Raw genomic sequence first — 13877 nt, 5'->3', positions numbered from 1 at the left:
ACATTGCCGATCACAAGATCAACCGCATCGACGAACTCGCGCCGTGGAATTGGCAGCCACGTTGAATGTCAACGGCGGTCACGCCGGACGGATACCCAGGTGACAAAGATCGACGGATTGTACCAGGCGCCCAACTTGCCAACGACCCTTGGGGCGGCTGTGCTGTATGCCGGATCGACAACCGGACCGGGCTACAACGAAGAGGCGTCGCCGTTTCAGGTGACGTGGAACGTGCGTCCACAAGTGGCCAGGATTGATATCACATCGGTCGGTAAGTGGTTGGAGGACAACGCTTTTGATGAGGACCATGCGCATGGGGTTCGCAATCTTGTCATGAACCCGGATCTGTTGTCGCTGATCGCAAACTGATGTGATGAGCGGATAGTCGGATACAGGGCGTGTCCAAAAGGCACTTTGGGCACGCCCAATATTTACATAATACTGATTATAGGAGTTATGGATGTCGGTTCCCGCTCAGGCCAACATCTGTTCTTGCCTCTGGCTCCATTGGCGTCAAACTGCGCCGGAAACAACTCTAACGGGAGATTTCAATGAAACGACATTTTATCGCTGCGACCGCCCTTGCCTTGGGTCTGGCCCAGCCCGCCGTGGCGCAAGACATGATAGATGCCGCTGCAATGGCCGACTACATCACTGGAAAGGCGTATCAGGGTATCAATCCCGAAACCAACGCCCCCGTCGCCAGCGTGGTGTACCATGCCGATGGCACCTCGACCCTCTGGATGGCCGGTCCGGACGGCACCCCGCCCAAGGATGAGCCCGGCAGCTACCGAATCGAGGACAACACCTATTGCACCCGGTATCTGAACTTCCGCGACAACAGTGAGAACTGTTTCACGCTTCAGGACATTGGCGACGGCAAGACGCAGGCCTACTACACCGATGGCCGCACGGCGCTGATCCTCTCCCCGATCGAGATCCCCGATCGGTTCAAGTGACCCCTGCGCCGCGCGCCGTAAGTTTCTGACAGGGCGTTAGAAAAACGCCTGCAGGCCGGTCTGCGCGCGACCCAGGATCAGGGCGTGCACATCATGGGTGCCCTCGTAGGTGTTCACGGTTTCCAGGTTCATCATGTGGCGGATGACCTGGAATTCGCCCGAGATGCCGTTGCCGCCGTGCATGTCCCGCGACATCCGGGCGATGTCCAGCGCCTTGCCGCAGTTGTTGCGTTTCAGGATCGAGATCATCTCGGGCGCGCCCTGCGCCTCATCCATCAGGCGACCGACCCGCAGACAGCCTTGCAGCCCCAGCGCGATTTCGGTCTGCATGTCGGCCAGTTTTTTCTGGAACAGCTGTGTTTGCGCCAGTGGTTTGCCGAATTGCTTGCGGTCCAGACCGTATTGCCGCGCCGCGTGCCAGCAGAACTCTGCCGCGCCCAGAACGCCCCAGCTGATGCCATAGCGGGCCCGGTTGAGACATCCAAAAGGCCCTTTAAGCCCTTGAACATGTGGTAACAACGCCTCTTCGCCGACCTCGACACCCTCCATCACCACTTCGCCGGTGACAGAGGCGCGCAGGCTGAGTTTGTTGGCCACCTTGGGCGCTGATAGGCCCTTGGCGCCCTTCTCCAGCACAAAGCCGCGGATCTTGCCGTCATGGGCGTCGGATTTGGCCCAGATCACAAAGACATCCGCGACGGGGCTGTTGGAAATCCACATCTTGGAGCCTGTCAGCCGATAGCCGCCGTCGATCTTTTCGGCGCGGGTCTTCATGGCGCCGGGATCGCTGCCCGCGTCCGGTTCGGTCAGGCCAAAGCAGCCGATCCATTCCCCGCTGGCCAGTTTCGGCAGGTATTTCTTGCGCTGCTCTTCCGACCCGTAGGCATAGATCGGGTACATCACCAGGCTGGATTGCACCGACATCATCGACCGATAGCCGGAATCGACCCGCTCAATCTCGCGCGCGACAAGGCCGTATGAGACGTAAGAGCTGCCTAACCCGCCGTATTCCTCGGGCACGGTGATGCCCAGCAGGCCCATGTCGCCCATCTCGGCAAAGATGCCGGGATCGACGGTTTCCTGTGCAAAGGCGTCGATTATGCGAGGCGCCAGTTTCTCTTGCGCAAAGCTGCGCGCGCCCTCGGCCAGCATGCGCTCTTCTTCGGTCAGCTGGTCGTTGATCCGGAACGGGTCTTGCCAGTCGAACCCGGCCAGATCCGGCGCGTCCTTGGGTTTCAGGGTCGGTTTTGGGTCAGTCATCTCGTTCATGGCGGGCTCCTCATGTCCTGTTGAGCGCAGTATAGCTTGCGCAAGCGGAATGGAAAAACGACAATATCGCAGGAATTCATGAGGAATCGGAATGCATCTGCCATCCCTGCCCGCCTTGCGCGCGCTAGAGGCTCTGGACCGTCTGGGCAGCGCCACCGCCGTCGCGCAGGAGCTGAACCTGACGCAAAGCGCCGTCTCGCGACAGCTCAAGACCCTGGAGGATCAACTGGGCGCATCGCTTTTTCTACGTGGAAACAGGGCGTTACGCCTGACACCTCAGGCACGCGCCTTTGCCGCGACGGTGCGCGAGACGCTGGACCGGCTGACCGTGGCGGCGATGGCGCTGCGCATGGACCCGACGGGCGGCGCGCTGAACCTTGCGATCCTGCCCAGCTTTGGCATGCGCTGGCTGGTGCCGCGCCTGCCGGATTTCACCCGCCGCCATCCAGAGGTGACGGTGAACATGACCACCCGGCTGCGCCCTTTCAGCTTTGCCGCCGAACCCTTTGATGCGGCGCTCCATTTCGGAACACCGGACTGGCCCGACACCCATCACCTGCGGCTGATGACAGAGACCGTGCAGCCGCTGGCCGCGCCCGATCTGCTGCCCGACGGTCCGGTGTCGCTGGAGGCGCTGCGCCGCCTGCCGCTATTGCACATCCAGACCCGGCCAGAGGCCTGGGCCGGTTGGTTTGTCGCGCAAGGCCTGCCGCCCGGCCCGCTGCCCGGGGCCAGCTTCGACCAGTTCACCGCCATCCTTCAGGCCGCGCTGCACGGCCTCGGCGTGGCGCTGCTGCCCGACTACCTCAGCGCGGCGGAACGCGCGGCAGGCACCCTGCGGCCTGCGCACCTCGCCGCGCCGGTCTCATTGGGGGCGTATTACCTTGTCTGGCCCGCCGACCGCGTGATGCCGCCCGCGCTGCGCGAGTTTCGCGACTGGCTGGCCCTGTGCGCCGACGAAGACGACCTGTTGCCGCGATGACAGCGCGGATGCGGGTTGCGCCGCCCTGCCCTTCGGGCCAAAACCAATCCCTATGACAACCCATGACCCGGATATTCTCTGCATCGGTTCCGTCCTCTGGGACGTGATCGGCCGGTGCGCGGACCCGATGCTGCCCGGCAATGACAAGCCCGGGCGCATCACCCGTGTCCCCGGTGGCGTCGCGCTGAACATCGCCATGACTCTGGCGGGACTTGGGGTACGCCCCGCGCTGCTGTCGGTGGTGGGCCGCGATGCCGAAGGGGCCGAACTGGCGCAGCAATGCCGCGCGCTGGGTCTGGACACCACCCATCTGACCTTTGCCGACGACCTGCCCACGGATCGTTACATGGCGATCGAGGCCCCCGGCGGTCTGGTCGCCGCCATCGCCGACGCCCATTCGCTGGAGGCGGCGGGCATCCGCATCCTTGCCCCGCTGATCGACGGCCCACTGGGCACGCCGGACCGGCCCTACACCGGGTTGATCGCGCTGGACGGCAACCTGACAGAGGCGTTGCTGTCGGACATCGCGGCCCATCCCGCCTTTGCGCAGGCCGACCTGCGGATTGCCCCCGCCAGCCCGGGCAAGGCGACGCGGCTACAGGCCTTTCTACGCGCCGGGCGCGGCACGCTGTATGTCAATCTCGAAGAGGCCTGCCTGCTCTGCGCAGAGCCGTTCACCAGTGCGGCGCAGGCCGCCGCCACCCTTGTGGCGCACGGGGCGGTGCGCGCGGTGGTCACCCACGGCGGCAACACCTGCTGCGACACCTGTGCCCACCAGACCGTCACGCGCACCCCGCCTGCCGTCACCGTGACGCGCATCACCGGGGCGGGCGATACCTTCATGGCGGCGCATATCGCGGCTGAGCGCGCCGGGCATGACCGCCCGGAGGCCCTGCGCCGCGCGCTGGACGCCGCCGCCACCTATGTTTCCGGAGATGTTTCCACATGACCCAGTTCACCCGCTCTGCCGCCGTCGCCGAGGCGCTTGACGCCGGTCGCGCCGTTGTCGCGCTGGAAAGCACCATCGTCACCCATGGCATGCCCTGGCCGCAGAACCTTGAGGTCGCCCGCCGGGTCGAGTCCACCATCCGCGACGCCGGGGCCACCCCCGCCACCATCGCCGTCATGGACGGCGAATTGCGCATCGGGCTGGAGGATGCGCAACTCGAACAGCTGGCGCAGGCGCGTCAGGTGGCCAAGCTGTCGCGCGCCGACATGGCCGTCTGCATGGCGCGCGGCGGCACCGGATCGACCACCGTCGCCGCCACGATGATCGCCGCACGGCTCGCCGGGATCGAGGTGTTCGCCACCGGCGGCATCGGCGGCGTGCATCGCGGCGCGGAAAACTCCTTTGACATCTCCGCCGACCTTCAGGAACTGGCGCAGACCGCCGTCACCGTGGTGGCCGCCGGGGCCAAGGCCATCCTCGACCTGCCCAAGACGCTGGAAGTGCTGGAAACTCTCGGCGTGCCGGTCATGGCCTATGGACAGGACCAGCTGCCGGCCTTCTGGTCGCGTGAGGCGGGATTGCGCGCGCCGCTGCGCGCCGACACCGCGTTGCAGATCGCACAGGCGCACCGGATGCGCGCGCGGCTTGACCTGCCCGGCGGCCAGTTGATCGCCAACCCGATTCCCGTCGAGGCTGAAATCCCGCGCGCCACGCTGGCACCGATCATCGCCGAGGCCACCCGCGACGCCGACACCCACGGAATCACCGGCAAGGATCTGACCCCCTACCTGTTGCAGCGGATCTATGAGCTGTCCGATGGCCGATCGCTCGAGGCCAATATCGCGCTGGTCCTGAACAACGCCCGGCTGGGTGCGGCAATTGCGCAGGAATTGAGCGTGCTGCCTGCCTGAAGACCACGAATGCGCATCGCCCCATTGTAGAGCGCGCGTGATCCTCCTACTTTGATCTGGTGCGTGCCGGGACCAGCAATGACAACACCATTTGACTCGACCTCCACTCGGAAACGATCGGGGCTGCTGACGCGGCTGCGCAACTCTTTCCTGACAGGGATCGTCGTGATCGCGCCGGTCGGCCTGACCGTCTGGCTGATCTGGACGGTTGTCGGCTGGGTGGACGGGTTTGTCTGGCCCTTTGTGCCGGATGCCTACCAGCCCAACGCGCTGCTCAACCGCTGGATGACGGGGCCCGACGGGCCGCGTCTGCCTTGGCTGTTTGACCTGCTGGACCGCGACAACGATGGCCGGATCGAGGTCAACGTGCGCGGCCTTGGCGTTGTCGTCTTCCTGATCTTCACCGTGCTGGTCGGCTGGATCGCCAAGGGCCTGATCGGGCGGTCGATGATTTCCTTTGCCGAAAGCCTGGTACAGCGCACGCCCGTGGTGCGGTCGATCTATTCCGGCCTCAAGCAATTGGCCGAAACGATCTTTGCCCAGAGTGAGCGGAGTTTCGAAAAGGCGTGCCTGATCGAATATCCCCGGCACGGCATCTGGGTCATTGGCTTTATCTCGACCCAGGCCAAGGGCGAGGTGGCAAAAAAGGTACTGCCCGAGGGGGAGCTGATGTCGATCTTCATTCCGACGACCCCCAACCCGACCTCAGGTTTCCTGCTGTTTTTGCCCAAGGAAGACGTGATCGAACTGGAGATGTCTCTGGAGGACGCGGCCAAGCTGGTGATTTCTGCGGGGCTTGTCTATCCCAACGGGCAGGACGCCAAACAGGCGCTTGAGGCCCAGTTCCGCAAGGCATCCTGAGCGGGCGTATTTCCTAACGCTTTGTAAATTCGTCTCTGCAAGCCATTGATTTTGCTTGTGCGCCCCCCCTGTCCACGCGTGGACAGGGGGGCTGGGCCTCAGCCAAACATCGCCCGCAGATCGGCCGTCTGCCGCGCCCCCAGGTCGCTCAGATGATGCTCCAGAAATGTCCCCGCCGCCCGCCGCCCGGCGGCCTTCAGCTGCGCGATCACCGTGGGCACCGGCACCGATTTGGTGGCCACCGACAATGAGTTCATCAGCGCATCATCGCCGATCATGTGAACGCGCACGTCCTTCATGCTGCCCGCCTGCAAGGCCCCGCTGTGCAGCAGGCGCTGCACAAATTCGATGGCCCGCAGATCCCGCAGCAACGCCGAGTTGAAGCTGATCTCATTGATCCGGTTCTGAATCTCCGGCGGGCTGACGGGCGTCTTGTCCCGCAACAAGGGGTTGATGTTCACCACCACGACATCATCCGGCAGATGCGGCGCGAAAAACGGAAACAGCGCGGGATTGCCGGTATAGCCACCGTCCCAGAACGGTTCGATATTGCCGGTCAGCGGGTCTTTCAACTCGACCGCCTGAAACATCGTCGGCAAACAGGCCGACGCAAGGAGGGCCTGCGTGGTGATCTCTTCGCCTTTGAACACCCGTATCTTGCCGTCACGCACCTGTGTGGCGCAAACAAAGAACTCCGGCTCACTGTGGGCGCAGACCTTGTCGAAATCCAACCGTTCGACGATCCGTTCCAGCGGGTTGCGATACAGTGGCCCCCAGGCGTAGGGCGAAATCATCCGCGTCATCGCATCGCCCATTGCGTAGGGCAGCGAATATTCCAGGCTCTTGCTGATCAGTTCCGGTTGCGGCAGCCACGCCTGCATCCAGTCCGGCAAAGCCTCGTCCTTGAGCGCGCCGATCTGTTCCCAGACCCAATCCAGATTCTCTCTGGCGGCCTGCGCGCCGCCGCTAACGATACCCGCCTTGACCGCTGCGCCGTTCAGCGCGCCCGCAGAGGTGCCGGAAATGGCGGCAATCTCGATGTCCGGCTCTTCCAGCAGCCTGTCCAGCACGCCCCATGTAAAGGCACCGTGCGCGCCGCCGCCCTGCAGGGCTAGGTTGATCCGCACCGGCTTTGCCATTTCATGTGCTCCATCGTTTGCTTTAGTTCAAAGACCGGCCAGAACAGGGGTGGGGACCGTGTCCCGCCCCCTGCCCGCTTGAGATCACAGCGCGGTCCAGCCGCCATCCACGCTGATCGTGGTGCCAGTGATCTGGGCGGCTGCGTCGGAACACAAGAACACCGCTGTGCCGCCCATCTGCTCGACCGTGGCGAACTCCTTTGACGGTTGGCGTTTCAGCATGACCTCTCGGATCACGGTTTCGCGGTCCATGCCGTATTCTTTCATCGTGTCGGGAATCTGCGCCTCGACCAGCGGGGTCAGCACATAGCCCGGACAGATCGCATTGGCGGTGATCGGTTCCTCTGCAGTTTCCAGCGCCACCGCCTTGGTCATGCCGACGATGCCGTGTTTTGCGGCGATATAGGCGCTCTTGTACGGCGATGCGGTCAACCCGTGCGCCGAGGCGATGTTGACCACCCGGCCCCAGCCCGCCTTGCGCATCATCGGCAAGGCAACGGCCGTGGTGTGAAAGGCCGAGTTCAGGTTGATGGCGATGATCGCGTCCCATTTCGCAACCGGAAACTCATCAATCGGGGCGACATGCTGGATGCCGGCGTTGTTGATCAGGATGTCACAGGCACCGGCCTTTTCGATCAACGCACGGGCCTCATCGCCCTTGGACATGTCCGCCTGAATATAGCGCACGTCGACGCCGTGTTCCTTGGCGATGCTTTTGGCAAGGTCGTGATCCTCATCCCGGTCGGTGAACGAGTTGATCACCACCGATGCGCCCGCCCTGGCCATCTCATGCGCGATGCCAAGTCCGATGCCTGAGTTCGATCCGGTGATGACGGCGGTCTTTCCCTGAAGCGACATATGTGCCCCCTGATGTCTGTTGTGTTTGCATACGCAGCATAGGGCCGCCCGTGACGGTATGCACCCGCTCAATGACAGCGCGCCGACACAAATGAGATCGCATGTCGGCGGGTTGTCGCGGATATGATCTGCGCATGGTCGAAGACAGCTGTTGAAGGGCGTGTTTGCCTGTCATTGGAACATGACGACAGGCCAAAAAAAGACCCCGGCACAAGGCCGGGGTTCAGTCATTGAGGCAGGTTTCATACAGGCAAGAAACCTATCGAGCAGTGCCCTTGTTATAAGCGTTTCGAACTTTGAGTCCAAGCTAAAAGTTTGAAAAGGCGTAAAAGCAGCGGTACGCTTGGGTTCAAGAAAACAAGGGCGGACAAGGATCGTTGCCAAAATGTACATAAATTCTTTCCAAAATCTGACCGCAAAAATCGTCGCGGTCGGGGCGATTCTGTCCGCTGGCTGCCTATGGGCTGAACCGCAGCATGGCATAGTTATGTATGGTGCGCCGCAGCTTCCACCGGATTTTGTGTCGCTCCCCTACGCCAATCCGGACGCGCCCACCGGCGGCAAGATCGTCACAGGCGAGTTGGGCAGTTACGACAGCCTCAATCCGCTGATCCTCAAAGGCTCTGCCCCATGGCAATTGCGCTCTCTGGTTTACGAAAGCCTGATGGGCCGGAATTGGGATGAACCCTTTGCGCTGTACGGTCTTCTTGCCGAATCGATAGAGACCGGCCCGAATCGGGAATGGGTGGAATTTACCCTGCGGCCAGAGGCACGGTTTTCCGACGGCGCCCCGGTGACCGTCGAGGACGTCATGTGGTCCTATGAGATTTTGGGCACCAAAGGGCACCCGCGCTATCGCGGTCTCTGGGGACAAATCGAGAGCATAGAGCAGACCGCAGAGCGTTCTGTGCGCTTTACCTTCAACGTGGACAACCCGGAGCTGGCGCTGATCGTCGGCTGGCGTCCTATTCTGCAAAAAGCGCAGTGGGACGGTCTGGATTTCGAGAACTCCAGCCTTGATCTGATTCCGATCAGTTCGGCCCCCTATGTGATCGGCGACTACGAGGCCGGCCGCTATGTGGAACTGACCCGCAACCCCGACTATTGGGGCAAGGATCTGCCGTTCCGCAAAGGCACCAACAACCTGGACACCATCCGACTGGAATTCTTTGCTGATGACACGGCCCTGTTCGAGGCGTTCAAATCCGGGATCATCAACACGATCCGGGAAACCAACGCCGAAAAGTGGAAGACACAATACGATTTCCCGGCAGTCCGAAACGGCGACATTGTGTTGTCCGAAGTCGGCCACCAGCGCCCGACCGGCATCACCGGCTTTGTGATGAACATGCGGCAGCCTGAATTTGCCGATTGGCGTGTGCGCGAGGCAATGATCCACGCCTTCAATTTTGAGTACATCAACGACACGCTGACCGGCGGCGCGCAGCCGCGCATCACCTCCTATTTTGGCAACTCGCAATTGGGGATGCGAGAGGGACCAGCCGAGGGGCTGGTCAAGGACCTGCTGACGCCCTTTGCCGATGACCTGCTGCCCGGTGCGCTGGAGGGCTATACCCTGCCCGTCTCGGACGGCACCGCGCGCAACCGCAAGAACCTTGCCACGGCGATCGATCTGATGGCCGAGGCCGGTTGGACGGTACAGGACGGCGTGATGAAAAACGCCGAGGGCGTGCCCTTTGCCTTTGAGATCCTGCTGCAACAGGGTCAGGGTGAGAACGTCACTATGGCAGAGATCTTTATCCGGGCACTGGAACGCATGGGGATCACCGCCGAGGTGAACATGATCGACCCCGCGCAATACAAGGAACGCACCACACGGTTCGATTTCCAGATGACCACCTATCGGCGCGGCATGTCGCTGAGCCCCGGCAATGAGCAGTTTGGCTATTGGGGGGTCGACGCAGCGGATGAAGAAGGGTCGATGAACTGGATGGGTGTGAAAAGCCCGGCAGTCGATGCCATGATCCACGCCCTGCTGGGGGCGGAAACACGCGACGGATTTCTGGCTGCGACGCGCGCGCTGGACCGGGTTCTGACGACGGGGCGCTATGTGATCCCGGTGCAGGACAGATATGCCGTCAGCCGGATCGCCCACGCCAAGGAACTGACCTATCCCGACACCCTGCCGATCTATGGCGACTGGCTGGGCTTTCAGCCCGATGTCTGGTGGTGGGAGGACAAATGACCCTGCCCTCCTGATCGGGCCAAAGGAGACGACCATGCGCGCGGGGGGCGACCTCCGCGCGCTTTTTCATTGGCGACAAGGGGCTCTCGGTGGGATTACAACATCGCCTTGCAATGGCTGGGTGAGGACGCCCTGCCGATGTGATGCGGGTTCTGCACGATGATCCAGCGCGCGGGATGGCCGGGCGCCTGAGTGCGGCGATAGGTGCAGCCCTTGGGCGTGGTCATGTAATCGCCCTGCGGTCCAGCGACCCCTTGGGTGGTGATGAACGGCTGGGCCTGCGCCAGAAACAATGCCTCAGGCAGATCGGGTGTGGTGGTGGTGATTGGGGCAAGGCCGATGGCGGCGGCGGCGGCGGCGGCGGCGGCGGCGAAGGTCATGAGGGCCATGTGAGGTCTCCTTGGCAAGATACATTTGGCTGTTACCGCCGCCCGCCGGAGGGGGCAGCGCGATGTCGGTAAACTGTCCCATGGGCACCGCACAGTGGTGTCCCGGAGGCGGCGAAAACAAGGCGCCTGACTTGGATTTTTCGAAAATACTGCGGGAACAGAGTCAGAGCGCGATGACGATATCGGCGCGTAACCCGCCAAGGGCCTCACTTTCGCCCAGCCGCAGGACGCCGCCGTGCGCGCGCGCAATGTCGGCGGCGATGGCCAGGCCCAGCCCGACACCGGACCCCTTGTCCTGATTGCGCGCCGGGTCCAGCCGGACAAAGGGGCGCAAGGCGTCTTCGCGGCTGTCGGCGGGGATGCCGGGGCCATCGTCCTCGACCCGCAACCGCAGCGACCTATCTGTCAGGTGCACCGAAACCTCACAGGCGCTGGCATAACGGCGCGCATTGCCCACGAGGTTCTCGACCGCGCGGCGCAGCGCGCGGGGCCGCAGCATCACGCTGCCCTCCCCCACCATTTCGCCCAGAACGACATTCTGTCCGCCGCGTTGCGCGTCCTCGACAATCCGCCGCACCAGATCAAACGGATCAGTGCGTTCCGAGGCGGCGACTTCGGCATCGCCGCGCGCAAAATCAAGGAAGGCATCGATCAGCCGCTGCATTTCCTCGACGTCATGCTCCAGCGGCTCTCGGTCCTCGTCGTCCAGCAGCGACAACCCCAGACGCAGCCGGGTCAGCGGCGTGCGCAAATCGTGGCTGACACCGGACAGCATCATGGTGCGCTGTTCGATATGCCGTTCGATCCGCGCGCGCATGTCCAGGAACGCGTGACCGGCGGCGCGCACCTCGACGGCGCCGGCAGGGGAATAGCGCAGGTTGCGTCCCTTGCCGAACGCCTCTGCGGCGGCGGCGAGCCGGGTGATTGGGCGCAACTGGTTGCGCATGTAGAGAAACGCAATCAGCGTCATCAGCGCGCCAAAGAAGACCATGTTCACAAACAACTGATGCGGATTGGCCGCCGACACGCGAGTGCGATCCAGCGCGATCCGGTACAGGTCATCGTTCTTGCGCAGAAACAGCACCACCTCACGATTGCTGGGCAGTTCGATGCGTTCCAGCACCGGGATACGGGCGGACAGTTCCCGGATCACCACCAGACCGGTGAAATCATACCACCGCCGGAAATTGGTCTGCGGCAGCGCGTCGTTACTGATCGCGACGGGGCGCAGCCGCAGCCGCGTCGCATTCGTCCGCTGGGGCAGGTCTGCCACGACAAGATTCACCTCGCGTGCCAGTTCGGTGCTCATCTGCACTGTCACACCTTCGAAATGGCGCTGGATGAACACGATGGATACCACCAATTGCAGCGTGACAACCGGCAGGACCAGGATCAGTGCGGCGCGGCCATACAGACTGCGGGGCATATAATGTTTGAGCCAGTTGAACGTCATGCGCTAAGCCTAGCCCGCAGCGCCCCGGCCTGCCATTGCCAAAAGGACCACCCCGCCATGCTTGACCCGCAGCCTGACTTTCGCCCCCTACCCGGTGTCGCCGAGGATCTGGCACCGGGGCTGCGCCGCGTGCTGGCGCCGAACCCGTCACCGATGACCTTTCGGGGCACAAACACCTATCTGCTGGGAACGCGCGACATTGCCGTGATTGATCCCGGTCCCGAGAATGAGGCGCATCTGGAGGCGATCCTGAGCGCGCTCACCCCCGGACAACAGGTGACGCATATTCTGGTAACCCATGCGCATCTGGATCACGCGCCGCTGGCGCGCGCCTTGTCGCATGAAACCGGCGCGCCTGTTCTGGCGTTCGGCCCACCAGAGACCGGTCGCCGCCCGGTCATGCAAGCGCTGGCCGAAGGCGGGCTGGTGGGCGGTGGCGAGGGGGTTGATCGCGCGTTTGTCCCGGATCGGATGCTGGCGGACGGTGATGTGATTGAGGGCAGCGACTGGCGGGTCGAGGCGCTGCATACTCCGGGTCACATGGCCAATCATCTGAGCTTTGCCTGGGGGGATGTGTTGTTCTCCGGCGATCTTGTGATGGGCTGGGCAAGCTCTCTGGTGTCACCCCCGGACGGCGACCTGACCGCCTTCATGGCCTCGCTGGCCCGGTTGCAAGGCCGACACTGGTCGGTGTTTCACGCAGGGCACGGCGCGCCGATCCGCGAACCGGCGGCAAGACTCGCCGAACTCATTGCTCATCGCCGCGCGCGTGAGGCCGCGATCCTCGCCGCACTGTCCGACGGTCCGTCCACCGCCCGCGATCTGGCGGATCGGATTTACACTGACACTCCGCCAGCGCTGCTGCCCGCCGCCGCCCGCAACGTGTTGGCGCATCTTATTGATTTGACAGAAAACTCCCTTGTCGTGCCGGAAGGCGGTCTGGCCGCAGACGCCGTGTTTCGCAGGGTTTGACGGTGCAACGGAAAAATCCTCAACATTGTGGCAAAACCCTCTGGACGCCCGGATTCGACATTGCTATACGGCCCAAGTGTTCCGGCGTAGCTCAGCGGTAGAGCAGTTGACTGTTAATCAATTGGTCGTAGGTTCGATCCCTACCGCCGGAGCCAACTAACCCCCTGAAAGTCAACGATCATCTTGAGTGTGTGTGTCAGGTGTGTGTGAGGTTCTCCTCTTTTTTGCGTGGGGTGTGTGTCAGATCAGGTCGTTCAGGTCTGCCACGGCTTTGTGTTGTGCGTCCGAATTGAGGTGTGCATAACGGGCCACCATGCGGAGATCTGCGTGTCCCAACATCTCCCGGAGGGCGTCCATGTTCCCTCCGCGTTGTGCCCACCAAGAGGCGAAGGTGTGCCTAAGATCATGAATACGCACATCTTCTACGCCAGCGCGGCGGCAGGCGTTCTTCCAGAAAGCCTGAAAACTGGTGAACGGCCGGAACTCCTGGTCGGCATGATCCCAGTTGGGGAACACATACACGCTAGGCGTTCGTACACACCAGTCTTGGAGTGTGTGTTGCAACTTCGGGAACAGAGGGATGATTGTATCCGTCCGGCGTGACCGCCGTTGACATTCAACGTGGCTGCCAATTCCACGGCGCGAGTTCGTCGATGCGGTTGATCTTGTGATCGGCAATGTGGGCCAGCACCCATGTCAGCCAGGCTTCCGGATCGATGCGGTTCATGCGGGCGGTTTCGATGAGGGAGTAGGCGATCGCGGCAGCCTTGCCACCACCTTCCGATCCCATGAAGAGATAATTCTTGCGCCCGAGAGTCAGCGGCCTGATTGACCGCTCACAGATGTTGTTGTCCAGCTCGAGTTGGCCGTTTTTCAGATAGGCCCGGGCTTTGGGCATGCGGCCGAGGGCGTAGCGAATGGCCTCGGCC

15 protein-coding genes and 1 tRNA gene are annotated in these 13877 nt (G+C 62.7%); 9 read left to right on the top strand and 7 right to left on the bottom strand.

Going from position 1 to position 13877, the window contains the following annotated elements; translation table 11 throughout:
* Positions 1-99: 99 nt before the first annotated feature.
* Positions 100-369, top strand: a complete 270-nt coding sequence (locus CHB90_RS23715; RefSeq protein ID WP_245823355.1) for a delta-class carbonic anhydrase — start codon at positions 100-102, stop codon at positions 367-369.
* A gap of 182 nt (positions 370-551) precedes the next feature.
* Positions 552-959: a hypothetical protein gene (locus CHB90_RS23710; RefSeq protein WP_089280230.1), complete on the top strand. Its 408-nt coding sequence runs from the start codon at positions 552-554 to the stop codon at positions 957-959.
* Between the two features lie 36 nt (positions 960-995).
* Here CHB90_RS23710 and CHB90_RS23705 read toward each other — a convergent pair whose 3' ends face one another.
* Positions 996-2219, bottom strand: coding sequence for an acyl-CoA dehydrogenase (locus CHB90_RS23705; RefSeq protein WP_089280231.1), 1224 nt, complete (start codon positions 2217-2219; stop codon positions 996-998).
* 100 nt (positions 2220-2319) lie between these two features.
* Here CHB90_RS23705 and CHB90_RS23700 point away from each other — a divergent pair, with 100 nt between their 5' ends.
* The 4 genes from CHB90_RS23700 to CHB90_RS23685 all read left to right on the top strand — a co-directional run bounded on the left by CHB90_RS23700 (position 2320) and on the right by CHB90_RS23685 (position 5931).
* Positions 2320-3210: a LysR substrate-binding domain-containing protein gene (locus tag CHB90_RS23700; protein WP_089280229.1), complete on the top strand. Its 891-nt coding sequence runs from the start codon at positions 2320-2322 to the stop codon at positions 3208-3210.
* Between the two features lie 52 nt (positions 3211-3262).
* Positions 3263-4159, top strand: a complete 897-nt coding sequence (locus CHB90_RS23695; protein ID WP_089280228.1) for a PfkB family carbohydrate kinase — start codon at positions 3263-3265, stop codon at positions 4157-4159.
* Complete coding sequence (locus CHB90_RS23690; RefSeq protein ID WP_089280227.1) at positions 4156-5070, top strand: pseudouridine-5'-phosphate glycosidase; 915 nt, start codon at positions 4156-4158, stop codon at positions 5068-5070. The genes CHB90_RS23695 and CHB90_RS23690 overlap by 4 nt, the downstream gene beginning before the upstream one ends.
* A gap of 78 nt (positions 5071-5148) precedes the next feature.
* On the top strand, positions 5149-5931 hold the full coding sequence (locus CHB90_RS23685) for a DUF502 domain-containing protein (protein WP_089280226.1): 783 nt from the start codon (positions 5149-5151) through the stop codon (positions 5929-5931).
* Between the two features lie 98 nt (positions 5932-6029).
* Here the strand turns inward: CHB90_RS23685 and CHB90_RS23680 are convergent, their stop codons facing one another.
* Together CHB90_RS23680 and CHB90_RS23675 are read right to left on the bottom strand one after the other, a co-directional pair.
* Positions 6030-7070, bottom strand: coding sequence for a patatin-like phospholipase family protein (locus CHB90_RS23680; protein WP_089280225.1), 1041 nt, complete (start codon positions 7068-7070; stop codon positions 6030-6032).
* A gap of 84 nt (positions 7071-7154) precedes the next feature.
* A complete protein-coding gene (locus tag CHB90_RS23675; RefSeq protein ID WP_089280224.1) occupies positions 7155-7928 on the bottom strand; it encodes a 3-hydroxybutyrate dehydrogenase in 774 nt (257 codons plus the stop codon).
* Between the two features lie 385 nt (positions 7929-8313).
* Here CHB90_RS23675 and CHB90_RS23670 point away from each other — a divergent pair, with 385 nt between their 5' ends.
* Complete coding sequence (locus CHB90_RS23670; RefSeq protein ID WP_089280223.1) at positions 8314-10134, top strand: extracellular solute-binding protein; 1821 nt, start codon at positions 8314-8316, stop codon at positions 10132-10134.
* 95 nt (positions 10135-10229) lie between these two features.
* On the opposite strand, the gene CHB90_RS23665 is transcribed toward CHB90_RS23670, so the two are convergent.
* Both CHB90_RS23665 and CHB90_RS23660 read right to left on the bottom strand, forming a co-directional pair.
* Complete coding sequence (locus CHB90_RS23665; RefSeq protein ID WP_089280222.1) at positions 10230-10523, bottom strand: hypothetical protein; 294 nt, start codon at positions 10521-10523, stop codon at positions 10230-10232.
* A gap of 163 nt (positions 10524-10686) precedes the next feature.
* Positions 10687-11976: an ATP-binding protein gene (locus CHB90_RS23660; RefSeq protein WP_089280221.1), complete on the bottom strand. Its 1290-nt coding sequence runs from the start codon at positions 11974-11976 to the stop codon at positions 10687-10689.
* A 57-nt stretch (positions 11977-12033) separates the two neighbouring features.
* Here CHB90_RS23660 and CHB90_RS23655 point away from each other — a divergent pair, with 57 nt between their 5' ends.
* Together CHB90_RS23655 and CHB90_RS23650 are read left to right on the top strand one after the other, a co-directional pair.
* Positions 12034-12948 (top strand): MBL fold metallo-hydrolase, encoded by a 915-nt coding sequence (locus CHB90_RS23655; RefSeq protein ID WP_089280220.1) that lies wholly within the window; start codon positions 12034-12036, stop codon positions 12946-12948.
* Between the two features lie 80 nt (positions 12949-13028).
* A tRNA-Asn gene (locus tag CHB90_RS23650) sits at positions 13029-13103 on the top strand.
* Between the two features lie 85 nt (positions 13104-13188).
* Here the strand turns inward: CHB90_RS23650 and CHB90_RS23645 are convergent.
* Positions 13189-13626 (bottom strand): site-specific integrase, encoded by a 438-nt coding sequence (locus tag CHB90_RS23645; RefSeq protein WP_089280219.1) that lies wholly within the window; start codon positions 13624-13626, stop codon positions 13189-13191.
* A partial coding sequence (locus tag CHB90_RS23640) for a transposase domain-containing protein (protein WP_141135935.1) occupies positions 13565-13877 on the bottom strand: 313 nt, incomplete at its 5' end. The genes CHB90_RS23640 and CHB90_RS23645, both read right to left, overlap by 62 nt.

Origin of the sequence: Antarctobacter heliothermus (genome assembly GCF_900188425.1) — a bacterium.
Classification (GTDB): Bacteria; Pseudomonadota; Alphaproteobacteria; order Rhodobacterales; family Rhodobacteraceae; genus Antarctobacter; species Antarctobacter heliothermus.
The sequence above is the reverse complement of the archived record's forward strand: the minus strand, read 5'-3'. Positions and strand labels throughout refer to the sequence as shown.

Coding starts and splice junctions, on each gene's coding strand:
- CHB90_RS23675 (WP_089280224.1), bottom strand. CDS start 7,928: ATGTCGCTTCAGGGAAAGACCGCCGTCATCACCGGATCGAACTCAGGC.
- CHB90_RS23700 (WP_089280229.1), top strand. CDS start 2,320: ATGCATCTGCCATCCCTGCCCGCCTTGCGCGCGCTAGAGGCTCTGGAC.
- CHB90_RS23680 (WP_089280225.1), bottom strand. CDS start 7,070: ATGGCAAAGCCGGTGCGGATCAACCTAGCCCTGCAGGGCGGCGGCGCG.
- CHB90_RS23705 (WP_089280231.1), bottom strand. CDS start 2,219: ATGACTGACCCAAAACCGACCCTGAAACCCAAGGACGCGCCGGATCTG.
- CHB90_RS23660 (WP_089280221.1), bottom strand. CDS start 11,976: ATGACGTTCAACTGGCTCAAACATTATATGCCCCGCAGTCTGTATGGC.
- CHB90_RS23710 (WP_089280230.1), top strand. CDS start 552: ATGAAACGACATTTTATCGCTGCGACCGCCCTTGCCTTGGGTCTGGCC.
- CHB90_RS23665 (WP_089280222.1), bottom strand. CDS start 10,523: ATGGCCCTCATGACCTTCGCCGCCGCCGCCGCCGCCGCCGCCGCCGCC.
- CHB90_RS23685 (WP_089280226.1), top strand. CDS start 5,149: ATGACAACACCATTTGACTCGACCTCCACTCGGAAACGATCGGGGCTG.
- CHB90_RS23670 (WP_089280223.1), top strand. CDS start 8,314: ATGTACATAAATTCTTTCCAAAATCTGACCGCAAAAATCGTCGCGGTC.
- CHB90_RS23655 (WP_089280220.1), top strand. CDS start 12,034: ATGCTTGACCCGCAGCCTGACTTTCGCCCCCTACCCGGTGTCGCCGAG.
- CHB90_RS23695 (WP_089280228.1), top strand. CDS start 3,263: ATGACAACCCATGACCCGGATATTCTCTGCATCGGTTCCGTCCTCTGG.
- CHB90_RS23690 (WP_089280227.1), top strand. CDS start 4,156: ATGACCCAGTTCACCCGCTCTGCCGCCGTCGCCGAGGCGCTTGACGCC.